At 61.6% G+C, this 22,750-nt stretch carries 20 protein-coding genes; 8 read left to right on the top strand and 12 right to left on the bottom strand.

Going from position 1 to position 22,750, the window contains the following annotated elements; all coding sequences use genetic code 11:
- Window positions 1-332: 332 nt before the first annotated feature.
- The gene (locus ACQKQA_RS18125) at window positions 333-1,202 is read right to left on the bottom strand and encodes a LuxR C-terminal-related transcriptional regulator (RefSeq protein ID WP_427560351.1); all 870 of its coding nucleotides are present in this window, start codon (window positions 1,200-1,202) and stop codon (window positions 333-335) included.
- Window positions 1,199-3,040 carry a fatty acyl-AMP ligase gene (locus tag ACQKQA_RS18120; RefSeq protein WP_427560348.1) on the bottom strand — a complete coding sequence of 614 codons (1,842 nt, stop codon included), beginning with the start codon at window positions 3,038-3,040 and terminating at the stop codon, window positions 1,199-1,201. Before ACQKQA_RS18120 ends, ACQKQA_RS18125 begins: the two co-directional genes overlap by 4 nt.
- 346 nt (window positions 3,041-3,386) lie before the next feature.
- Between ACQKQA_RS18120 and ACQKQA_RS18115 the strand changes: the two genes are divergently transcribed.
- The 3 genes from ACQKQA_RS18115 to ACQKQA_RS18105 all read left to right on the top strand — a co-directional run bounded on the left by ACQKQA_RS18115 (window position 3,387) and on the right by ACQKQA_RS18105 (window position 6,934).
- Window positions 3,387-4,856: an amidase gene (locus ACQKQA_RS18115; protein WP_427560345.1), complete on the top strand. Its 1,470-nt coding sequence runs from the start codon at window positions 3,387-3,389 to the stop codon at window positions 4,854-4,856.
- 14 nt (window positions 4,857-4,870) lie between these two features.
- Entirely contained in the window at window positions 4,871-6,013 is a 1,143-nt protein-coding gene (locus tag ACQKQA_RS18110) for a fatty acid desaturase family protein (protein WP_427560342.1), read from the top strand.
- Window positions 6,014-6,232: 219 nt separating this feature from the next.
- The gene (locus tag ACQKQA_RS18105; protein WP_427560339.1) at window positions 6,233-6,934 is read left to right on the top strand and encodes a hypothetical protein; all 702 of its coding nucleotides are present in this window, start codon (window positions 6,233-6,235) and stop codon (window positions 6,932-6,934) included.
- A gap of 62 nt (window positions 6,935-6,996) precedes the next feature.
- On the opposite strand, the gene glyA is transcribed toward ACQKQA_RS18105, so the two are convergent.
- Window positions 6,997-8,352 (bottom strand): serine hydroxymethyltransferase, encoded by a 1,356-nt coding sequence (gene glyA, locus ACQKQA_RS18100; RefSeq protein ID WP_427560362.1) that lies wholly within the window; start codon window positions 8,350-8,352, stop codon window positions 6,997-6,999.
- A 493-nt stretch (window positions 8,353-8,845) separates the two neighbouring features.
- Here glyA and ACQKQA_RS18095 point away from each other — a divergent pair, with 493 nt between their 5' ends.
- Window positions 8,846-9,448: a helix-turn-helix transcriptional regulator gene (locus ACQKQA_RS18095; protein ID WP_427560336.1), complete on the top strand. Its 603-nt coding sequence runs from the start codon at window positions 8,846-8,848 to the stop codon at window positions 9,446-9,448.
- Window positions 9,435-10,316, top strand: a complete 882-nt coding sequence (locus ACQKQA_RS18090; protein WP_427560333.1) for a queuosine precursor transporter — start codon at window positions 9,435-9,437, stop codon at window positions 10,314-10,316. The genes ACQKQA_RS18095 and ACQKQA_RS18090 overlap by 14 nt, the downstream gene beginning before the upstream one ends.
- Window positions 10,317-10,408: 92 nt before the next feature.
- Here the strand turns inward: ACQKQA_RS18090 and queC are convergent, their stop codons facing one another.
- From queC to hmpA, 9 genes are all read right to left on the bottom strand, one after another.
- Window positions 10,409-11,107, bottom strand: a complete 699-nt coding sequence (gene queC / locus ACQKQA_RS18085; RefSeq protein WP_427560330.1) for a 7-cyano-7-deazaguanine synthase QueC — start codon at window positions 11,105-11,107, stop codon at window positions 10,409-10,411.
- A 118-nt stretch (window positions 11,108-11,225) separates the two neighbouring features.
- Entirely contained in the window at window positions 11,226-12,113 is an 888-nt protein-coding gene (cyoE, locus tag ACQKQA_RS18080) for a heme o synthase (RefSeq protein WP_427560327.1), read from the bottom strand.
- Window positions 12,114-12,124: 11 nt separating this feature from the next.
- On the bottom strand, window positions 12,125-12,460 hold the full coding sequence (cyoD, locus tag ACQKQA_RS18075) for a cytochrome o ubiquinol oxidase subunit IV (RefSeq protein WP_053262544.1): 336 nt from the start codon (window positions 12,458-12,460) through the stop codon (window positions 12,125-12,127).
- On the bottom strand, window positions 12,460-13,086 hold the full coding sequence (locus ACQKQA_RS18070) for a cytochrome o ubiquinol oxidase subunit III (RefSeq protein ID WP_427560323.1): 627 nt from the start codon (window positions 13,084-13,086) through the stop codon (window positions 12,460-12,462). Before ACQKQA_RS18070 ends, cyoD begins: the two co-directional genes overlap by 1 nt.
- A gap of 3 nt (window positions 13,087-13,089) precedes the next feature.
- Complete coding sequence (gene cyoB, locus ACQKQA_RS18065) at window positions 13,090-15,108, bottom strand: cytochrome o ubiquinol oxidase subunit I (RefSeq protein WP_427560320.1); 2,019 nt, start codon at window positions 15,106-15,108, stop codon at window positions 13,090-13,092.
- A 3-nt stretch (window positions 15,109-15,111) separates the two neighbouring features.
- Window positions 15,112-16,050, bottom strand: coding sequence for a ubiquinol oxidase subunit II (gene cyoA / locus ACQKQA_RS18060; protein WP_427560359.1), 939 nt, complete (start codon window positions 16,048-16,050; stop codon window positions 15,112-15,114).
- 795 nt (window positions 16,051-16,845) lie between these two features.
- On the bottom strand, window positions 16,846-17,355 hold the full coding sequence (locus tag ACQKQA_RS18055; RefSeq protein ID WP_427560317.1) for a disulfide bond formation protein B: 510 nt from the start codon (window positions 17,353-17,355) through the stop codon (window positions 16,846-16,848).
- Window positions 17,356-17,380: 25 nt separating this feature from the next.
- The gene (locus ACQKQA_RS18050; protein ID WP_427560314.1) at window positions 17,381-17,920 is read right to left on the bottom strand and encodes an ester cyclase; all 540 of its coding nucleotides are present in this window, start codon (window positions 17,918-17,920) and stop codon (window positions 17,381-17,383) included.
- Window positions 17,921-18,160: 240 nt separating this feature from the next.
- Window positions 18,161-19,342 (bottom strand): NO-inducible flavohemoprotein, encoded by a 1,182-nt coding sequence (hmpA, locus tag ACQKQA_RS18045; protein WP_427560311.1) that lies wholly within the window; start codon window positions 19,340-19,342, stop codon window positions 18,161-18,163.
- 156 nt (window positions 19,343-19,498) lie between these two features.
- On the opposite strand from hmpA, the gene norR reads away from it, so the two are divergent.
- From norR to ACQKQA_RS18030, 3 genes are all read left to right on the top strand, one after another.
- On the top strand, window positions 19,499-21,052 hold the full coding sequence (norR, locus tag ACQKQA_RS18040) for a nitric oxide reductase transcriptional regulator NorR (RefSeq protein WP_427560309.1): 1,554 nt from the start codon (window positions 19,499-19,501) through the stop codon (window positions 21,050-21,052).
- A 174-nt stretch (window positions 21,053-21,226) separates the two neighbouring features.
- A complete protein-coding gene (locus tag ACQKQA_RS18035; RefSeq protein WP_427560306.1) occupies window positions 21,227-22,129 on the top strand; it encodes a chemotaxis protein CheV in 903 nt (300 codons plus the stop codon).
- A gap of 3 nt (window positions 22,130-22,132) precedes the next feature.
- Window positions 22,133-22,624, top strand: coding sequence for a GNAT family N-acetyltransferase (locus tag ACQKQA_RS18030; protein WP_427560303.1), 492 nt, complete (start codon window positions 22,133-22,135; stop codon window positions 22,622-22,624).
- Window positions 22,625-22,750: the final 126 nt, after the last annotated feature.

Genomic DNA, 22,750 nt, shown 5'->3' with positions numbered 1-22,750 from the left:
TGGTCAGATCCTCGGAATCGACCCTGCCAGTTAAAAACTGTCACCTATGTGCTTGAACTGATTTGTTACCTATGTGGGTGAGTCATACCGGCAAGCGTTTTTGCTTACTTTTTAGGCGTCTGTAAAAAGTGAGTCGCCGTAAGGGCGAAACCATAAGCAGCCGTTACCGCAGCAACGGATATGTACCCCATCAAAAAAATGCAGCGCCAGGCCAAACGCTATCGCGGGCAAGTCGGATCGCCGCCCGCTCGCTCCTACAGAAGCGCGCGCCCTTGAGGCGCCGAGTCTCGTCGGCACCGCCGGATAATGACTGAATAAAGACAGCCCCCCACTCACTCGTCGCAGAACAACGCCGCGATCTGCGCCCGACTCGACGCCTGGAGCTTGAAGAAAATATTCTGCAGATGGGTCTTCACGGTCTTGTCGCTGATCCCGAGGATCTGACCAATCTCCCAGTTGGTCTTGCCCCGGGCCACCCAGCGCGAAATCTCCGCTTCGCGGCTGGACAGCACGGACAACAGTTGATGGTTCGGCCCCGGGTTGTGCCGCAGCAGCTTGCTACCCAGCGCCCGGTTCAGGGCGATGTGCAAGTACGGGGCAAAGACCATCATGCGCATTTTGCTTTCATGGGCCACGGTGGCCGAGATGTTGTGAAAGAAGTAGCCGGTGAAGGTGTTGCGGTGCAATCCGGGCAGCAGGGTCCAGCCCAGATTGCGTATCCCGTGTTCGCGAAAGATCTTCGCCCACACCTGGTCCGACCCGTTGCTCAGGCGCTCCACGGTGGTGAACTTGGGGCGCCCGCAATGCTCGATGGGGTCGATCCCCAGCGGCGGAATCATGCCGTCGCGACCGACGATGGCCTTGATCAGGCTGTCGGACACCGTGTCCGGATGAATCAGGTGCGAAAAGAACACCCGGTGCGCGCGGACCCGGCCGCTGGCGAACACGAAGTTCTCGCACGGCAGGATCTGCGGCAGCGCCAGCTGGGTCTGCTGCGTCAGCTCGGCGATGCTGCGCGCCGAGGTGATGGAGTTGAGCACGCTGGTCAGCTGCAGGCGCTGCTGGCTGTCGGTGGGCGGCAGCGCCAGCACCGACCGCGGGCGGCTGGCCAGCTCCAGCCGCGGCTCGCAGAAGGCCGGCTGGGCGAACAGCAGCGCCGCGGGTTTGTGCGCATGCACCGGACCAATCGATAGGCTAGTCATGCTTCCACGACCTGCGTATCGAGGGTGATGTCACGCAGGACCCGGCCGTTGCTCTCCACCGCGACCACCGACTTGTCCAGGGGGTGGGCCTCGGCCGGTGCCGCGCCGCCCAGCGCCGCCAGCCAGGGCTCGAACTGCTTGCGGCACTCCTGGCGCTTGATCTTGCCGCTGGAGGTGCGCGGCAGCGACCCGCCAAACACCAGCAACAGCACCGGCCGCGCCAGTTGGTGCTGTTGCCATAGCCGCGTCTTCAACTCACCGAACAGCTGCGGCAAGTCGAAACTGCGCAAGGCCCGCCGCTCGATCTCCTGGGCGATCACCACCTGCTCGCTGTCGCCGGTCTCGATGCTGAAGGCCGCGGTACCGTCCGGACGGAAACTGTCGTGGGTGCGCAGCACAGTGTTCTCGATATCGCCGGGGTGATGGTTGACGCCGTTGACGATGATCAGGTCCTTGAGCCGGCCGGTGACGAACAGCTCGCCGTCGAGCAGGAACCCCAGGTCGCCGGTACGGAAGTAGCGTGGCCAGCCGAGCGATGGAGGCGCCGGGCGAAAGGCCGCAGCGGTGCTGTCCGGGCGCTGCCAGTAACCGCTGGCGACACTGTCGCCGAGGATGCAGATCTCCCCGACCCGGCCGTCTTCCAGCGGCTGCTCGGTGAGCGGATCACAGATGAACGGCCCCTGCCCGGGAATGCCGCGCCCGCTGCTGACCAGGGTCCGCAGGCGCAACTCGGCCTCGCTACCCGGGCCGTCATACAGGTGCGCCACGTTGTCCTCCAGCAGGCCGGCATGGAACTGGCGGATCACTGGCTCGCGCTTGCTGCCGCCGGCGCTGACCATCAGCGTGCCTTCGGCCAGCCCGTAGCAGGGAAAGGCCGAGGTGCTGGCAAAACCGGCACGGGCGAAACGCTCCTGGAAGGCGGCGATGGTCTGCGCCCGCACATGTTCGGCGCCGTTGAAGGCCACCTCCCAGCTGCTCAGGTCGAGGCCGGCCAGCTCTTCGTCCTTGATCTTGCGCAAGCACAGTTCATAGGCGAAGTTCGGCCCGCCGCTGACCGTGCCGCGGTAGGTGCTGATGGCCTGCAACCAGCGCAACGGCCGTTGCAGGAAGTGGATCGGCGCCAGCAGGGTCGAGCCGAAGCCGACGAACAAGGACTGCAGGATGCCGCCGATCAGCCCCATGTCGTGGTACGGCGGCAGCCAGCTCACCAAGTGGCTGTCCTTGTGGGTCAGGAAGCCGCGGCTGATGCTGCGCGAGTTGTGAATCAGGTTGCCGTGGGTCACCGCCACCCCTTTGGGAATCCCCGTGGAGCCGGAGGTGTATTGCAGAAAGGCGATGTCGTCCCGGGTGACCTGGGTGGCCTGCCATTGGCTGGCCAGGTTCAGGTCCAGGGTCGCCATGTCCAGCACCAGGGGCCGCTCGGCCTGCCCCAGCCGGGCCTGGATGGTCGGGACATCCTCGCCACTGGCCAGTGCCGCCGTCGGCTGGCAATCGTCGATGATGCCGTCCAGCCGGTCCAGGGTCTTGGTCGCGCCCGGCGGATAGGCCGGCACCGCCACCAGCCCGGCATACAGACAGCCCATGAAGGCGGTCACGTAGTCCAGGCCCGGCTTGAGCAGGATCAGTACCCGGTCCCCCGCCCGGCAATGCTCCTGCAACCGGGCCGCCGCCGCTCTTGCCGCGCGGTCCAGTTCAGAGAAGGTGATCAGGGTTGCTTCGTCTCGCCCATTGTGTAGAAAACGATAGGCCAATCGGTCCGGGATCGTATGGGCGTGAAGCTGCAGACATTCCGAAAAATTCGCATACGGAACGTCTCTATCGTGGTCGTTCGTAGTCATTATTGTATCCAGGCAGCCGTACTTAGCCATCTCCCGCAAGGCCCGGAATCCGTGGCCTTGCGCATCCATTACGCTTGATCATCCTCTGGGAGCGCGCAGTCGAAGTTAATACTCCGAACGGCGTATACCCGCAATTTCCGCCCCCGGCGCATATTCGCCCCACAGTTCGATACATGCATGGCTTTTTGCCATATCCGTTGCTGTCATCGTCCTTCTGCAAGGATCTGAAGCCGATCTCCAGGCCCGCACAAGCCGGGCTTGTGTAACCGGCCATGTCATGAAAACCCAGGCTGGAACGGGAGCGTTCCGGCATCGCCACCAGCGTGCGCAGCACAGGGAGAACAGGATGTCTTTTAGCGAATACGCCAGCTTCGATGCGGTCGGCCTGGCCGACCTGGTCAAAAGAAAGGAAGTACGCCCCTCCGAACTGCTGGAGGAAGCCATACGCCGCATCGAAGCCTTCAACCCGGCGGTCAACGCCGTGGTCTACAAGGCTTACGACAAGGCCCGGGCACAGGCCGCCGCCCAGGACAACGCACCCGCCACGGGCCCGCTGCACGGTGTGCCGTTCCTGCTCAAGGACATCCTCGGCGACTGCCAGGACCTGCCGTCGACACTGGCCTCGCGCATGCTGCAGGCCCGGGTCATGCCCCAGGACTGCGAGCTGGTGAAACGCTTTCGTCAGGCTGGGCTGGTGTTCGTCGGCAAGAGTAACGCCCCGGAATTCGGCATCCTGCCCACCACCGAAGGCGCTTTCTACGGCCCGGCGCGCAACCCGTGGAACCTGGAATACTCCACCGGCGGCTCCAGTGGCGGCGCGGCCGCGGCGGTGGCCACCGGCATGGTCCCGGCGGCCCATGGCAACGATGGCGGCGGCTCGATCCGTATTCCCGCGTCCTGCTGTGGCCTGGTCGGCCTCAAGCCGACCCGGGCGCGCAACTCCCTGGCCCCGGATTTCGGCGAGCTGCTCAGCGGCCTGCTGGACGAACATGTGCTGACCCGCAGCGTGCGCGACAGCGCCGCCCTGCTCGACGCCACCCACGGCGTGGTGCCGGGCGACCCGTACCGCGCGCCGCCCATGCAAGGGCGCTTTCTCGACCAGCTCGGCCGCGAGCCGGGGCGCCTGCGCATCGCCTTTTCCCGCACCGACCCGGCCGGGCGACCGCTGCACCCCGACTGCATCGCCGCGGTGGAAAGCACCGCGCGCCTGCTCGAGTCCCTCGGCCACCATGTGGAAGAAGCCGCGCCGCAACTGGACCTGCAAAGCTTCGCCGAAGCCTTCAGCGCCCTGTGGTTCTCCGGCATCGCCTTCGCCGTGGAGCTGATGAGCCTGCAACTGGGCCGCGGCCCGTTGCCCGGCGAACTGGAAAACCTGACCCAGGCCGTGCATCAACGTGGCCTCGGCGTGAGTGCCGTGGAGTACCAGATGTCCGAACTGGTGTTGCAGCAGGTGGGCCGGGAAATGGCCCGCTTCCACCAGACCTACGATTGCTGGCTGACCCCGACCCTGGCCCGGCCGCCGCTGCGCAATGGCGTGGTGGATATCCATTCCAGCGACCTGGAAAACACCTACGGCCCGCTGATCGACTACAGCCCGTTCACCGCCATCCACAACGCGTCCGGGCAACCGGCGATCTCCCTGCCACTGCACTGGAACGCCGAAGGCCTGCCGATCGGCCTGATGCTCAGCGCGGCCTTTGGCGAGGAAGCCCTGCTGCTGCGCCTCGCCGGCCAGTTGGAACAGGCGCGGCCGTGGCAGGACCGGCGGCCGCCGCTGTTCTTGCAGCACCGCCCCCACGAAGCGGTCATCGGCTGAGGAGAGTACCGAGCATGCGCACGCTGGACACCTCGACCGCCGCTCCTTATTGCCCCAGTGACACGGGCCCGACACCCGATCCGTGGGGGGCCATGCCCTGGCCCACCGACGGCCTGGACCGCGAGGCGCTGGCGCGTTACGGCAAGGAGCTGATTCGCCAGACCCTGCCCTTCACCGTGGAAAACCGCCGCCTGAGCTGGTGGCATTTCTACTCGACGCTGCTGGTGATCGGGCTGTTCGGCGCGGCGATCGCCATGCCGCTGTGGTGGCCGCTGCGCCTGGGGTGCAGCGTGCTGCTGGGCCTGTCCCTGGTGCGCATGTTCGTGCTGTACCACGACTATATGCACGGGGCGATTCTCAAGGGCTCGCGTTTCGCCGAGGTGTTCTTCAAGACCTTCGGCCTGCTGCTGATGGCCCCGCCGACGCTGTGGAAGCAGTCCCACGACTATCACCACGGCCACAGCTGCCAGTACGTCGGCGCGGAGCAGAACCGCCTGCCGCTGTTGTCCACCCACACGGACCTGGGCACCTTTCCCCTGCTGTCCACCGAGGAATATGCCCGGGCCGGGCGCCTCAAGCGCTTGCGTTATCACCTGGCCCGGCACCCACTGATGATCCTGCTGGCGTCGTTCAGCATCTTTATCTTCAGCATCTGCCTGGTGTCGCTGATCACCCAACCGCGGCATCGGCTCTGGTCGCTGCTGGCCCTGGCGCTGAACCTGGCGAGCGCCGTGACCCTGGCGCTGCTGGCGCCGGACATCCTGCTGTACGGGGTGCTGCTCCCCAGCCTGTCCGGCTCGGCGCTGGGCGCCTATATGTTCTACTGCCAGCACAACTTCCCCGGCGTGCGTTACCCCGCGCGCGCCGACTGGGACTACGCCGCCACCGCGGTGTTTTCCTCCAGCTACATGCGCACCGGCCCGCTCATGGCCTGGTTCACCGCCAACATCGGCTACCACCATGTGCATCACGCCAACTCGGGGATTCCCTTCTACCGCCTGCCGGAAGCCATGGCGGCGATCCCGGCCTTGCAGGCCCCCTTCACCACCTCGCTGCACCCGCGGGACATCTACCGCTGCCTGCGCCTCAAGCTGTGGGACCCGGCACGCCAGCGCCTGGTGTCGTTCGCCGAGTTTCGCCAGCAGGCGCAACGCTGAAGGCAATGGGGCGCAGACCATAGCCGGGCTATACGGGACCTCGCCAGGGACGATCGACAGCGGAATTTTCCCGGCGATCGCGGGTCAGTAGAGCCACGTCTTTTCGCACCGGTCCGTTGGCCCGTGACAATGGGGCCCCGGTCCCCTAAATTAGGCGCCCTGAAAAGGCCCGGTGCTTTTCTAGCCTCATTTCCAGTTAAAAGAAGTAGTGAAAAATCAATGCCTGATTCCCGTACAGAAGAATCCGTAAACGCCTTGTCGTCCAAAGCCGAATACGAAAACGCCATCAATCTTTCACAGCACGTGTCCCAGGCCAAGACCATCAGCGAGATGGTCCTCGATGCTTTCCAGTCCTCCAAGGAAAGCGACCAGATCCGCGAACTGCGCGCCGAGATCCGCCAGGCTCACGACCGCTTCGACGACGATCGCGCCTATGAACTCATGGGCCAGCTCAAACAGCTCAAGGATGCCGAGGCCGCGGACAGCGCCGCCCTGGAAGACCTGAGCAGCAAGTTCCCGATCAGCCGCATCCTGTCCAGCTACAAGGACGACCCGAGCTTCCAGGAGCTGGTCTACGGCCTGGCGCTGAAAGTGCTGAACCAGACCCACCAGGCCATCAGCAGCCCGGGCGGCGGCAAGAGCAAGGCGCGGCCAAAGAAGGAAATGGAAGTGTTCGCCATCAGCAAGGACGGCATCAGCGTCACCCTGCCGATCCGCCCGCGCTCCAAGGCCAACGTCGACCGTGAGGCCTTCGAGTTCCTGGGCTTCGCCTTTGTCGGCGAAGGCGACGAGGCGGAGCTGGAAAGCGAAGTGTTCCTCGACAAGGACGGCAACGAACAGCCGGCCACCCGCAAGAACATCGTCACCGCGATCCAGCAACAGACCGCGTTCGAAGGCTATAGCGCTCAACAACAGCTGTAACCCCTACCAGCACTGCGCGCCCTTCGCCAGCCGACTCCTGCGAGTGAAAAACCGGGGCCCCCTCAGTTGCCCCGGTAATCGGCGATGGGATACATCGCGCACAAGGCCTCGGTCTGGAGACGGAACTGCTCCTGCAACTCAGGCTCCAGGCTGTACTTCTGCTCGCTGAGGGGCGTCACCTTGTCCAGTATCCGGCACACCAGATCGACCAATTCACGGCACCCCTGGGGGTCGATGTAGCGTTGGGCGATGGACCCCGTGCCGATACACAAGCCATTGGCGACGAATGAGGAGCGGGTTTCCCCCAGCGCGCGGTTCTTGCTCACGATGATGCCGCAGCGCTCCAGGGCCGAGGCGGCAATCGAACCGCTGATGCCCCCACGCAACCTGAGCAGGACCGTGTGGTTCTCCGTCCCCCCGCCCACCACCTCGTAGCCTCGCGCCATGAATGCGTTGGCCATGACATCGGCCGTGCTGCGGATCCGTCCCATGTAGGCGTCGAACTCCGGGGACATCGCGTAGCCCAGCGCGGCTGCCTTGGCAGCGATCATGTTGAACGCCGGCGAGCCCTGCATCTTGGGGAATACCGCTTGCTCGAGGACACGACTGAAGCTCGCCCGCAGGCCGGGAACCTTGGTGTCGGCGTCCCGACCGGAAAGGATCAGGCCACCACGGGGCCCCGCCAGTTGCTTGTGGGTACAGGCCGTGGTGACATGCGCCGCGTCGATCGGGCTCGGGTGCCGCCCCGTTGCGACCAGCCCGGCGATATAGGAGATATCCGCCAGCAGGATGGCCCCGGCCTCATCGGCAATGGCGCGAAAGCGTTGGAAGTCCACGACCCGGGAATAGGCCGTCGCACCGCAGATGATGATGCGCGGACGGTGGGCCAGCGCCAGTTGGCGGACCTCTGCGTAATCGATCACGCCCTGGGCCGTGGTGCCGTAGCGGATCGCCTTGTAGTGGGCCCCGGTGAATGCGACAGGGCTGCCGTGGGTCAGGTGCCCGCCATGATCGAGGGCCATGCCGAGGATGGTGTCCCCGGGCTCGAGCAGGGCCGCGAGCACTTGGTAGTTGGCGTTCGAGGCGGAGTGCGACTGTACGCTGGCGTATTGCGCCCCGAACAGCTCCCGCGCCCTGCGGATCGCCAGGGACTCGACCAGATCGACGTTCTCGCAGCCAACATGATGGCGCTTGCCGGGCGTGCCCTCGGCGGTGACGTTGACCAGTGCCGAGGCAGACGCCGCGAGGATTCGCGGGTTGGCCGCGCAGGAAGATGAAACCAAGGACAGTGTGCGGTGTTGACGCGTGACTTCAGCGTCCAGGATCCCCGCCAGTTCGGCGTCTTCTGCTCGCAGATCCGCCAACCCCCGTCGCAGCAGGTCGGCCTGGTTCCTGAGTGGTTCTGTACAAGCTGCCATCATTGGGTATTCCTTCCCTGTCATGTGCGCGCCACGAACGACAGCACGCTTCCTGGTTTAACGTTCGCGAGCAGCTAATTAAGCAAAAAATTAAACATTTTCCAATTAAATTGCTGCTTTTCTGAGGGACGGGCGGGGACAGCGGACTGGCCTTAGCGCTGAACGTTCGCTGGTCAGGGCGATGGCGGCGAGCATTGTGGGGCTTTATTGTCATGACGGGGACATGCAACACTTGCCCCCGCGGCGCCCCGGTCCGGACCCTCCCGACGACTCCGAGCGCGCCCCATACCGACAGCGAAATATCCCAGGATGGATGCAGGCTGGCTAAAGGAGTGCTAGCGAGTTGGTACAGACCATGGAAGAACCCGACACGCTCTGGCCGCATCGATCCGACTGTTCTCACCCTTGGCGTTGAGCAGTTGAATGTCATGCAAGACACGCACTCGATGAAAGACTCTATGCGTGGCAACTATAAGGAAATGGTGAGCATTTGATGCACAGAAGAGAAAGAACAGAGTATTTGAAGAGCAATATCAAATACCTGATAAAAAGTCGCGGCGAGACACAACTGTCTTTGTGCAATGCCAGCGGCCTGACCAGAACGACCATCTACAACATTCTGGAAGGCAAGGTCAGCAACGTACAGCAATCCACCATTCGCAAAATCTCCGATTTCTTCGGCGTCTCCTACGAAGAAATAGAAACCGTCGATTTTGAAGAAAAAGAGATCATCGACAGCAGTATTTCCCCACAAGGAAACATGAACCCGGCAGCGGTTCCGATCCTCAAGGAAAGCCTGTTGATGATCAACATGGACAAACGGATTGGCGAACTGGCCATACGTCACCCATTGACCTATTACTTCGGCGCCTCCTACAACTTGATAGCGGTGCTGCTGGAGAATGAGATCAATGGCCTGTACGGGGCCGGCGACCTGTTGATCATTCAAAAGGGAGCGTCGACCGACGACAAGGAGAAACTGGTTTACGACAGACAGACCCAAAAGCTGTTCATCACTAATGAGCCATGCTCCGACTCGGACCAGGTATTGGTAGTGGGTGACGTCATCGAGGAGCGCTTCAATGGCAGCTTATGAAGGCGAACTCGAGAACAGCAAATACAAACTCCTGGGCTTTGAAAACAACAAGAGCCTGGCCGTGATCATGATCATTGCCACAGGCAAAGTCATAAAGATCAAACTGAGCGAAGTACTGAACAGCGAAATAATGGAAAACCTGAACAAAATGGAAGTTAAAAACATCTACAAGAAGTTCTACTCGCAAGGAGGAGTGCTTACCGCCTATGACCTGAGCGACCGCAACGAAAGCTCGTGGATGGTCTATATCATCCTGAACTTGCTGCTCTTCACGTTTTATATATTCACCAGCATTGCCGCGACCAAGCCCATTTATCTCGAGTCACTGGGCATCATTGTCACGCCGGGGACCTTTCTTTACCCCCTGACCTTCCTGATCGTTGACCTGTTGAACGAGAACTTCGGACTCAGGCTGGCCAGAAAAGCGATTTTCTTCGCCTTTGCCAGCAACGCCCTGATTATCGTGCTGCTCTATGGTTCGACCTTTCTCCCGGGCCTGCCAGGCTGGAAGCTCGACACCCCGTACAATGACGTCATCATTCATGTGTCATCCGTGCTGGTGGCGTCCTCGGTCTCGTTCCTGGTTTCCGAGAACATAAACTCCTACTTGCTGTGCAAGATAAAAGAGCTGACGAACTCCAGGTTCCTGTTCCTGCGGATATTCTTGAGCACTCTGTTCGCGGTGATCATCGACAGTTTCGTGTTCTGCTACATCGCCTTTTATGGCTCGATGCAAAACAGCGACATCCTGAACATGATCTACGTCCAGATCGCGATCAAGGTATGTTTTGCATTCTTCAACATCTTGCCGGCCTATGGCGCAAGGTCGCTGTTCAAAAGATACATAACGGACAGCCAGGCCAGCTAGTACAACCGCTCTTTGTCTCACGCCGATGGATTCAACCCTCCCCTCTCAGGTAGATGCCGGGTTGAATCCATCGACAGACTGTCACTCCGTCTTTATTGCAGATTCATCTTGCCTTTCAAGCTGCTCATGACGTCTGTCTTGTTCCCCAGATAAGCATTCAGCCCTCTTGCACGAAGATTGCAAGCATCGCAATTGCCACAACCGCTGCCAATAACGCCGTTGTAGCAGGTCAGGGTCTGTTCGCGAATCAAGCTCAACTGATTGTGATAATCCGCCAGCGCCCAAGTCTCCGCCTTGTTCAGCCACATCAGTGGCGTATCGAGACGCAGGCGGTATTCCATGCCCAACTCGACGGCCTTGTTCAAGGCCTTTACAAACTCGTCACGGCAATCGGGATAGCCGGAGAAGTCCGTTTCACACACACCCGTAATGACCGCCTCAGCCTTTACCTGGTAGGCATAGATAGAGGCCAGGGTTAAAAACAGAATGTTTCTTCCCGGCACGAAAGTACTGGGTAGGCTTTCGCCTGAACTGTTCACCGTCGGCACCGGAATATTGTCCCGAGTGAGGCTGCTGATCGCCAATTCATTGAGCAAGGAAGCATCCAGCACTTTGTGCACTGTCGCCCCCAATTGCTTGGCGAGCTGCTGCGCCGCTTCTATTTCCGCGCGGTGGCGCTGGCCGTAATCAAAGGTAATGCAGTGCACTTCATCATAGAGCGGCAATGCGTGGATCAGACAGGTTGTCGAGTCCTGCCCGCCACTGAATACGACAACGGCTTTTTTCTTCATTAGTCTGCTTCCTGCATGAGTAAAGTCATTTGAATATTTTAAACAGCCCACTGACTGACACTCAATAAAAAGCCCCGCGCTTCTCTCGAAGGCGGGGCTTTTCTACAGCGTTTGCAGCTTATGGCGCGTAGGTCAGCAACAGCTCGCTCGGTACCTTGAAATCCAGGGACATCATCACGCTCAGCGCGGTGATGGTGAAGATCGAGAACACGAACAGCTTGCGGGCCCAGACGGTGTCGTCCACCGCCTTGTAGCCGGTCCAGGCCATGTACAGCCAGTACATGCCCATCGCGGACGCCACGGCCAGGTAGCTCATGCCGGCATAACCGCTGAAGGTCAGCATCAGGGTCGCCACCAGGAACGCCAGGATGTAGAGCAGGATGTGCTTCTTGGCCACTCGGATGCCGCGCTTCACCGGCAGCACCGGAATCGATGCGGCCAGGTAATCGTTGAAGCGGAAAATCGCGATGGCGTAGGAATGCGGCATCTGCCACAGGCTGAACATCACCAGCAGGGTCAGCGCCGCCATGTCGAAGCTGTTGCTCACGGCCACATAGCCGATCACCGGCGGCATCGCCCCCGACAGACTGCCCACCAGCGTGCCGTGCACCGACTTGCGCTTGAGGTACAGGCTGTAGAAGCCGACGTAGATGATGAAGCCGATCACGGCAAACAGCGCCGCCAACGGATTGGCCACCTTGTACAACAGCGCAACGCCGGCGACACCCAGGACGGTCGCGTAGATCAGTGCCAGTTTCAGGGAGATGAGGCCCTGGACCAGCACGCGATTCTTGGTGCGCTCCATCTTCAGGTCGATGTCGCGGTCGATGCAGTTGTTGAACACGCAACCGGAAGCCACCACCAGGGACGTGCCGATCATCGCGGCCAGGAAGATGGCCAGATCGACATGTCCCTTGGAGGCCAGGAAGAAACCGCCCGCCACAGAAAGCACGTTACCGAAAATGATCCCCGGTTTGGTGATTTGGATAAAGTGCTTGAGCGACATCGGGTCTTACCTCACTTCGCCATCATGAACGTATGGATGCTGAACATGATCCACAGCGACAGGCCAACCAGCAGGACGATCACCAGGGCAGCGAAGACGAACGCAATCACGTTGTTACGCTGGGCCTCGGAACGGTCCAGGTGCAGGAAGTACACCAGGTGAACCAGGACCTGGATCACCGCGAAGGCGAGCACGATCATCAGGGTGATGGACTTCGGCAGGGTCGGGTACATCACCAGGCCGAACGGGATGATCGTCAGGATCACCGACAGGATGAAACCGATGGCGTACGACTTTACGCTGCCGTGGCCAGCATCATGGCTGTCATGGGAGTGGGCATTGGCCATTACATAGTCCCCATCAGGTAAACAACGGTGAAGACGCAGATCCAGACCACGTCCAGGAAGTGCCAGAACAGGCTCAGGCAGCTCAGGCGGGTCTTGTTGGTTGCGGTCAGGCCATGCTTGTTGACCTGATACATCATGATCGCCATCCAGATCAGGCCGCTGGTCACGTGCAGACCGTGGGTACCGACCAGGGTGAAGAACCCGGACAGGAAGCCAGAGCGGCTAGGGCCGTAGCCTTCGGAGATCAGCAGGTGGAACTCGTTGACCTCCATGCCGATGAAGCCCAGGCCGAACAGGAAGGTCAGGGCCAGCCAGCCCAGGACCTGCTTCTTGTTACCCCGGAAGAACGCCAGCATGGCGAAGCCGTAGGTGATCGAACTGAACAGCAGCAAGGCGGTTTCGCCGAGCACGTAAGGCAGTTCGAAGATGTCGTGGCCCGACGGGCCACCCGCTACGTTGTTTACCAGTACCGCGTACACCGCGAAGATCGACGCAAACAGAATGCAGTCGGTCATCAGGTAGAGCCAGAAACCGTAGACGGTCATCTCGCCCGAGTCGTGGTGATGGTCATCATGCCCATGGTCATCGACATGGGTGTGTCCAGCATTGGTCACTAAGTTCGACATGGTTTAAGCCTGTTCCAACGAGGTTTCAACACGGTTGGCCGGAATCTTCTTCTCGGCTACCAGGCGAGCGTGCTGCTCGGCTTCGATGCGTTCGATCACGTCGACCGGCACCATGTAGCCCTGGTCATCACGAGCCGCGTGGATCACGAAATAGATCACGGTACCGGCCAGGCTAGCGATCGCCAGCCACCAGATGTGCCAGATCATCGCGAAACCGAAGACGGTCAGCAGAGCACCCATCACCAGGCCGGTGGCGGTGTTGTTCGGCATGTGGATCGGTTCGTAGCGAGCAGGCTGCTGGTACGCGGTACCGTTTTCCTTGGCTTCGGTGAACGGGTCGATGCCATTGGCCTTCGGCAGTACGGCGAAGTTGTAGAACGGTGGTGGCGACGAAGTCGACCATTCCAGGGTGTGGGCGTTCCATGGGTCGCCGGACACGCACTGGTTCTGCTTGCGATCACGGATACTGACGTACAGCTGGATCAGCTGGCAGGCGATACCGCAGGCGATCAGCACCGCACCGAACATGGCGACGTACAGGTACGGCACCCACTCAGGGTTGGTAGTGGCGTTCAGACGACGGGTCATGCCCATGAAGCCCAGAGCATAGAGCGGCATGAACGCAACGAAGAAGCCCGAGATCCAGAACCAGAACGCAGCCTTGCCCCAGCCTTCGTGCAGCTTGAAGCCGAACGCTTTCGGGAAGTAGAAGGCGAAACCAGCGATGTAACCGAATACGGCACCGCCGATGATCACGTTGTGGAAGTGCGCGATCACGAACAGGCTGTTGTGCAGCACGAAGTCGGCACCTGGAACGGCCAGCAGTACGCCGGTCATGCCGCCGATGGCGAAGGTCACCATGAAGCCCAGGGTCCACAGCACGTGGCTGGTGAAGCGCAGGCGACCGTGGTAGATGGTGAACAGCCAGTTGAACAGTTTCACACCCGTCGGGATGGAAATCAGCATCGTCGCCAGACCGAAGAAGGCGTTGACGCTGGCGCCCGAACCCATGGTGAAGAAGTGGTGCAGCCAGACCATGAAGCCCAGTACCGAGATCGCGCCCGAAGCGTAGATCATCGAGTGGTGGCCGAACAGGCGCTTGCCGGTGAAGGTCGAGATGACTTCGGAGAAGATACCGAACGCCGGCAGGATCAGGATGTACACCTCAGGGTGACCCCAGGCCCAGAACAGGTTCACGTACATCATCGGATTGCCACCAAGTTCATTGGTGAAAATGTGGAAATCCATGTAACGGTCGAGGGTCAGCAGCGCCAGGGTAGCGGTCAGGATCGGGAACGAAGCCACGATCAGGACGTTGGCCCAGGTGCAGGTCCAGGTGAAGATCGGCATGTCCATCAGCTTCATGCCCGGGGTACGCATTTTCAGCACGGTGGCCAGGAAGTTGACCCCCGTTAACGTCGTCCCTAGACCTGATAGCTGTAGCGCCCAGATGTAGTAGTCCACACCCACGCCCGGACTGTATTGCAGGCCCGACAGCGGCGGATAGGCAACCCAGCCGGTCTTGGCGAATTCGCCGACGCCCAGGGACAGGTTGATCAGCACGACGCCGGAAACCAGCAGCCAGAAGCTCAGGGAGTTGAGGAACGGATAGGCAACGTCACGCGCGCCGATCTGCAGCGGCACTGCAAGGTTCATCAGGCCGGTGAAGAAAGGCATCGCCATGAAGATGATCATGATCACACCGTGGGCGGTGAAGATCTGGTCATAGTGTTCAGGAGGCAGGTAGCCCGGCGAACCCTCGGTGGCCATGGCCATCTGGGTACGCATCATGATGGCGTCGGCGAAGCCGCGCAGGAGCATGACCATGGCGACGATGATGTACATCACGCCGATTTTCTTGTGGTCGACCGAAGTCAGCCATTCGGTCCACAGGTAGGACCATTTCTTGAAATAGGTGATACCCGCGACAAGCGCCAGACCACCGAGGATGATCATGGCAACGGTCACCATGACGATCGGCTCGTGGAACGGTATCGCGTCCAGACTTAATTTACCAAACATCGTTTACTCCTCTGCCCCAGCAGCTGAATGCGCGCTCATGTCCATCCCTTGTGCCGCGGCCACTTCTTTCTTCTCGTGCTCGACCGGCTTGCCTGGTTTCATGCCTTCATACTTGTCGACAATTTTCTGAAACAGGTTCGGGGTGAACGCGGAGTACAGCGCGACAGGGTTGTTTTGGCTTGGCTTGGCCAGAGCGTCGTATTCAGCTTGATCAAGCTGTTTAGGTGCGGCCTTGACTTCGGCAACCCAGGCGTTGAAGTCTTCCTGGCTCGTCGAGATCGCTTTGAATTTCATGCCGGTAAAGCCAGCGCCGCTGTAGTTGGCGGAGATGCCTTCCATTTCAGCTTTCTGGTTGGCGATCAGGTGCAGCTTGGTCTGCATGCCTGCCATCGCGTAGATCTGGCCACCCAGGCCCGGGATGAAGAACGAGTTCATCACGGCGTCGGAGGTGATCTTGAAATTGACCGGGGTGTGCTCGGGGAACACGATCTTGTTGACGGTCGCGATACCCTGGTCCGGGTAGATGAACAGCCACTTCCAGTCCAGCGCGACAACTTCGATGTTGATCGGCGCGGCCTCGGACTCCAGCGGACGGTAAGGGTCCAGCGCGTGGGTGGACTTGTAGGTCACATAACCCAGGGCAATGATGATGAGGATCGGCACCAGCCACACCGCGATTTCGATCTTGGTGGAGTGCGACCACTTCGGCGCGTAGGTGGCGCTGGTGTTGGACGCGCGGTATTTCCAGGCGAACGCGAAGGTCATGATGATGACCGGAACCACGACCAACAGCATCAGCAGCGTTGCGGTGATGATCAGGTTTCGTTCATCCAGGCCGACCTGTCCTTTTGGGTCGAGCAAGGTCCATTTGCAGCCTCCCAGCAACAACATGCTGAGCAGCGGCAAAAAGCCTAGTAATCGGGGGTACCTGTTTTTACTCATCTCACGACCTCTAAAGCAGCTTGCGCAATGCAGTTGGGTTTTGATCGCCAACACTTCACCGTGCCAAGGGTTGGCATTTTTTCTTCGATTGAATAAGGGCCTGCCCGGCGCGTTACGCGCTGATCGACAAATCCTGGGCTAGCAGTGAGTTCTTATTCGAATTCGTGGTTAAAGGCCTTGTTACAGACCAATTCCATTTGGTGCGGATATTTGGAAGGTGCCGACACCTGGGGTCGCATGGAGCGTCCAACGCCCCTCGACCGCCGCCGTAAGCTCAGGGATGAGCAGCGCCGGAATTTCAGTGCGGGCGATTGTAGATAGGTAGGGTTCTATACACCATGTCTTATCCCGAAATAATTTTTATCGGTTCGCGCAACAATGCGTGGCGATTGTCGCAAAGGGTCGCGATCATAGCGATTTTCATTTTCAATAAAAAGCCCCAAAAACGCCTTCCCGCCCGCTCGAAAAACGCCCCTGGCCGCCATGGAAAGACCACAGATGGCACCGCGCTATCCCTTGTAGAACGAGGGCTGAACCGTTTTATTTAGATCGCGGGCCAGGGTCGCCCCGGCATTCCTGGCAGAGACATGAACTGACAGCCATTTTCTGTCGCAGGATAAAAAAAACCGGCTTGCGGCCAGCGATGGATTCCCCGCTGCGACACCCCTTATGTGACAACATGTCGCACTTTTGCCGCACCGCTTATTGCCCCATATCAACCCGCCTTCCGAGCTTTGTCCGACACGAAAAAAAGCCCCGGCCCCGAACCTCGGGACCGGGGTCTTTTCTACCCAGTCAGGCGTTGTTGCGACGGTTGCGAATGATGCCCAGCGGCACCAGCACCAGGGTCAGCACGAAGGCCACCAGCGCCCATTGCGCCAGGGACAGACCCAGCACCGGCGGGTAAGGCGTGGAGCAGAAACCGTCGACCTGGAACCCCAGCGGGAAGATGCTCGCCAGTGGCAGGCTGTCGACGATCGGCTGCAGCACATCGATGCCGCAGCTGACCGCGGGATGGGCCTGGGTGTAGACGTGATGCCCCGCGACCCCGGCGCCGAACAGCGCGCTGATCACCACCAGAACCTCCAGCACCGTGATGCTGCGACGGGTGCGCATGGCGGCACCGATAAAGGCGAAAATGGCGATCAGCAACAACGCGTAGCGCTGCAGGATGCACAGCGGGCAAGGCGCCTCGCCCAGCACCACCTGCATGTACAGCGCACCGCCGATCAGTGCCAGGCAGATCACCCCCAGCAACACCAGAAAGCGTCGCTCGCGCCCCAAACGCAGTATGTCGTCAGTCATCCTCGGTTCCTTTTCTGTCTGTGGTTCAGCCCGGCGGCAACGCTTGCAACTGCTGCATCAGGCTGAAGTTGTCTTCGATATGCCAATTGGCGGCGATCCGGCCATCGGCGATCTGGTAGATGTCGGTTGCCCGGAAGTCTACACGCTGACCATGGCCTTTGAGTGCATTGAAAGTGCCACTGAAATGCCCGCGAAAGTGCAGGTGCACCACCACGCGATCCCCGGCCACGATCATCTGCTCGATTTCTGCGCTCAGGTCCGGCACCGCCGTGCGAAAGAAGCGTGACGCCAGCAATGGCCCGGTGGGGCCCTGGACCCGCCCTTCGGGTGGCGTCATATCGACGAAGTTCTCCGCCAGCGCGGCCTTGGCCAGGCTTTCATCGCCGCTGTTCCAGAAACTGCCGTAACGACGCGCGGCCAGCTCCATGGCTTGCTGCTGGGCCTTGGGCAAACTCTGATCGACGATCAGGGTCTGCGCCTGGAGCAAAACCGGCTCGGCGAAAACCAGGGGGCTGGCGAGCAAGGTAGCGGCCAGGGTGATACGGGAAATGGTTGAGAACTGCATGGAATGATCCTGATCAGTGCGAACGAGCGCCTATCATCAGCATCGGGGAATTAACGATAAACAGGTTAAGAACGGATTAACCTTTAAAGGATTTTTACGAGTGCGGCCTGCACCCTGTAGCCGCTGCCGAGCAACACGAGGCTGCGATCGAGCGCGTAGCGGTCGCTGCGCAACCGATCGCAGGCTGCGCCAGCGGCTACAAAAGCGGCCAGTCTCAAGGACTGAGACTGGCCGATCGGTTCACTCCAGGGCCGCGGCCGGGCCGAAGAACTCGTAGCGGCTCTGCTGTTCCGGCACCCCCAGGGCCTTGAGGTGACGCTTGACCGCCGCCATGAAGGCTTTCGGCCCGAGGAAGTAGGCGTCCACGTCACGCTCCTGCGGCAACCACTCGCCCAGTTGCTCCTGGCTCAGCAGGCCGACCTTGTCCGCCGCCGGGCTGACGCCGTCGTCCTCGGCATAGCAGTAGAAGCGCTTGAGCTGCGGATGGCGCGCGGCCAGGCCGTCGACCCAATCGCGAAACGCATGCACCCCGCCGTTGCGCGCGCAGTGGATAAAGTGCACCGGACGCTCGGTGGCCAGGGCCGCTTCCAGCATCGGCAGGGTCGGGGTGATGCCGACGCCGCCGCTGATCAGCACCAGCGGCTTGTCGCTGGCTGCCAGGGTGAACTCGCCCGCCGGCGGGAACAGCTGGAGGCGGGCGCCGACCTGGAGCTCGTCGTGCAGGTAGTTGGAAGCACGGCCGCCGGCTTCGCGCTTGACGCTGATGCGGTACTGGCCGGCGTCGGACAGGGCCGACAACGAGTAGTTGCGGCGGATTTCCTCACCCTCGAGGAACAGCTGCATGCCGATGTACTGGCCAGGTTCGGCGGCGAGGATCGGGCCTTTATCCACAGGCTCGAAATAGAACGAGGTGATTTCCGCGCTCTCCTGCTCGCGGCGGACCAGGGTGAACTCCCGCGCCCCGCGCCAGCCGCCCGGGGCCTGGGCCTTCTGGTCGTAGATCGCGCCCTCGGCGCCGATCAGGATATCCGCCAGCTGGTTATAGGCCGCGCCCCAGGCGCTCATCACCGCCGGCGTGGCGATCTCGTCGCCCAGCACTTCGGAGATGGCGCGCAGCAGGCAGGCGCCGACGATCGGGTAATGTTCCGGCAGGATCTGCAGGGCCACGTGCTTGTTGATGATTTTCGCCACCAGGTCGCCCAACTGGTCGAGCTGGTCGATGTGCCGGGCGTACATCAATACGCCGTTGGCCAGGGCCCGTGGCTGGTCGCCGCTGGCCTGGTGTGCCTGGTTGAACAGCGGGCGTACCTGTGGATACTCGGAGAGCATCATCCGGTAGAAGTGGGTGATCAGGGCTTCGCCACCGCTTTCCAGCAGCGGAACGGTGGATTTGATGATGGCACGATCTTCGACGCTAAGCATGGGAACAACTCCTGAGCTTTCTGGTTTCTTGCAGGTTGCCCTTTACCAATCAGTTTTCGTGCCAAAAATAAAAACCATATAAATCAGTAACTTAATATAATAGTGGTCATATCGACCCTCCGGCACTTATAGTCATTAGGACCATACGGAGTCATTATGACCGCAAAATCCCTGCTCACCGCCTTGCTGCCCCTGGTCTCCGACCTGTCCCGCGAATTGCCCGAAGGCGAGCGCTATCGCCGCCTGCTCGAAGCCATGCGCGCCCTGCTGCCCTGCGACGCTGCTGCCCTGCTGCGCCTGGATGGCGAATGGCTGGTGCCGCTGGCGGTGGACGGCCTGAGCACCGACACCCTGGGCCGACGCTTCAAGGTCAGCGAGCACCCGCGCTTCGCCGCCCTGCTCAGCCACCCCGGCCCGACCCGGTTCGCCAGCGACAGCGAACTGCCGGACCCTTACGACGGCCTGGTGGACGGTCTGCATGAGCACCTGGAAGTCCACGACTGCATGGGCTGCCCGCTGTTCATCGACGAGCGCCCCTGGGGCCTTTTGACCCTCGACGCCCTTGACCCGCAACGTTTCGAGCCGATCGAACTGGATGCCCTGCAAGCCTTCGCCAGCCTCGCCGCGGCCACCGTCAACGCCGCCGAGCGCATCGAACGCCTGGCCCTGCGCGCCGAGGACGAACACCAGCGCGCCGAGGTCTATCGCCAGGCCAGCGGCCAGAACCGCGAGATGATCGGCCAGAGCAAGGCCCACAAGCGATTGCTGGAGGAGATCGGCCTGGTCGGCGGCAGCGACCTGACGGTGCTGATCACGGGCGAAACCGGGGTCGGCAAGGAACTGGTGGCCCAGGCCATCCATGCCGCCTCGCCCCGTGCCGACCAGCCGTTGATCAGCCTCAACTGCGCGGCCCTGCCCGACACCCTGGTGGAAAGCGAACTGTTCGGCCATGTGCGCGGCGCTTTTACCGGGGCCACCAACGACCGGCGCGGCAAGTTCGAGCTGGCCAATGGCGGCACGCTGTTTCTCGACGAAGTGGGCGAATTGTCGCTGACCGTGCAGGCCAAGCTGCTGCGCGTGCTGCAGAGCGGCCAGTTGCAGCGCCTGGGCTCGGACCAGGAGCATCGGGTCGACGTGCGGCTGATCGCCGCCACCAACCGCGACCTGGCCGAGGAAGTACGCACCGGCCGCTATCGCGCGGACTTCTATCACCGCCTCAGCGTGTACCCGCTGCTGGTGCCGGCCCTGCGCGATCGCGGGCGCGACGTGCTGCTGCTCAGCGGCTACTTCCTCGAACAGAACCGCTCGCGCATGGGCCTGGGCAGCCTGCGCCTGACCAGCGACGCCCAGGCGGCGCTGCTGGCCTACGCCTGGCCGGGCAATGTGCGCGAGCTGGAACACCTGATCGGCCGCAGCGCCCTCAAGGCCCTGGGCAACTGCCGCGAACGGCCGAAGATCCTCAGCCTGAGCGCCGCCGACCTGGACTTGCCGCACGCCTCGACGCCGGACGAACCTCAGCCGCCAGCCCCGGTGGAGCCGGTCGGCAGCCCTGGCAGCGGAGATCTGCGCCAGGCCACCGACAACTACCAGCGCCAGCTGATCGGCGCCTGCCTCGAGCGCCACCAGCACAACTGGGCCGGTGCCGCCCGCGAACTGGGCCTGGACCGCGCCAACCTCGGGCGCCTGGCAAAAAGGCTGGGCTTGAAGTAAACCGCGGCGCCAACCTTCACCTAACCTGTAGGAGCGAGCTCCTGTATCGCCGCACACAGGGGGCCGGAAACCGACAATGCGCCTAAAGCCAGCCCCCTATGCGTCGATAACCCGTTATCGCTAGCTGTTCGCGACGTCGTTACGCGAACCACCTTTTTTCCACAGAAGGTTCTTATGTCTTCCAACAAAGCCCGCGCAGACTCTCTTTCGCTTCTGCTGTTCACCTTGCGCAGCGGCAAGCTGATGGCGATCAACCTGCTCAAAGTCAGCGAAATCATCCCCTGCCCACCGCTGACCCGGCTGCCGGAATCCCACCCCCATGTAAAAGGCATCGCCACCCTGCGCGGCAATTCGCTGTCGGTGATCGACCTGAGCCGGGCCATCGGCGAACGGCCGCTGGAAGACCCGGACGGCGGCTGCCTGATCGTCACCGACGTCAGCCGTTCCAAGCAGGGCCTGCATGTGCAGGCGGTGAGCAAGATCGTGCATTGCCTGACCACCGACATCCGCCCGCCACCCTATGGCTCCGGCGGGGTCAAGGCCTACATCACCGGGGTGACCCAGGTCGACGGCACCCTGGTGCAGGTGCTGGACATCGAGAAAGTCATCCACGGCATCGCCCCGGCGCAGATCGAAGTCGCGCCGACCGAACTGAGCATGGAAGAGGCCGAACTGCTGGGTAACACGCGGATCCTGGTGGTCGACGACAGCCAGGTGGCCCTGGCGCAGTCGGTACATACCCTGCGCAACCTCGGCCTGCAATGCCACACCGCGCGCAGCGCCAAGGAAGCCATCGACTGCCTGCTGGACCTGCAAGGCACCGCCCAGGAGATCAACCTGATCGTCTCGGACATCGAGATGTCGGAGATGGACGGTTACGCCCTGACCCGCACCCTGCGCGAAACCCCGGACTTCGCGCACCTTTACGTGCTGCTGCATACCTCCCTGGACAGCGCGATGAACGCCCAGAAGGCCCGCCTGGCCGGCGCCAACGCGGTGCTGACCAAGTTCTCCTCGCCGGACCTGACCCGCTGCCTGATCGAAGCGGCCCGACACCTCGCCACCCAGAGTGCCTGAGCCTTGAACGACGACTACTGCCTGCTGATGCGCCGCGACCTGTCCCAGCCACTGCCCGCCGAGCCTTGGCCCGCGACATTCAGCCTCGAACCCTATCGGCCGGAGCTGGCCGAAGCGGTACACGGCCTGATGCACCTCGGCTACCAGGACGGCGGCGGCCGGGTGCCGGACCTGGACAGCTGGCGCCAGTATTTCGAAAGCGACGCCGAATACGATCCGCAGCTGTGCCTGGTGGCTCGGGATAATGAAGGGGTGGCCGGAGTGGTCCAGTGCTGGACCAGCGCCTACATCAAGGACCTGGTGGTGCATCCGCGAGCCCGCGGCCAGGGCCTGGGCCGGGCCCTGCTGCTGCAGGCCTTCGAACTCTTTCGCCAACGCCGCGAAGCCTTTGTCGACCTGCGGGTGCTGGAAGACAACCAGCCTGCCCGCGGGCTGTACGAAAGCGTCGGCATGCAGGTCGTGCGTCGCGAGCAGGTGCCCCACGCACCGCTGTAACGCTCATCTGTAGCCGCACGCACAAAGCATACGAAGGCCGGAGCCTGGCGCATAACTTGCTTCGGCAGCGGGGTTTGGGTGGCGATGTGAGGAATTCCGTCGCCGCTTTCGCTTCCCGACTATGGC

The sequence above is a fragment of the Pseudomonas sp. NPDC089530 genome, from assembly GCF_050280705.1.
Classification (GTDB): Bacteria; Pseudomonadota; Gammaproteobacteria; order Pseudomonadales; family Pseudomonadaceae; genus Aquipseudomonas.
Note: the sequence above shows the minus strand (reverse complement) of the source record. Positions and strands in the feature narration are given on the sequence as shown.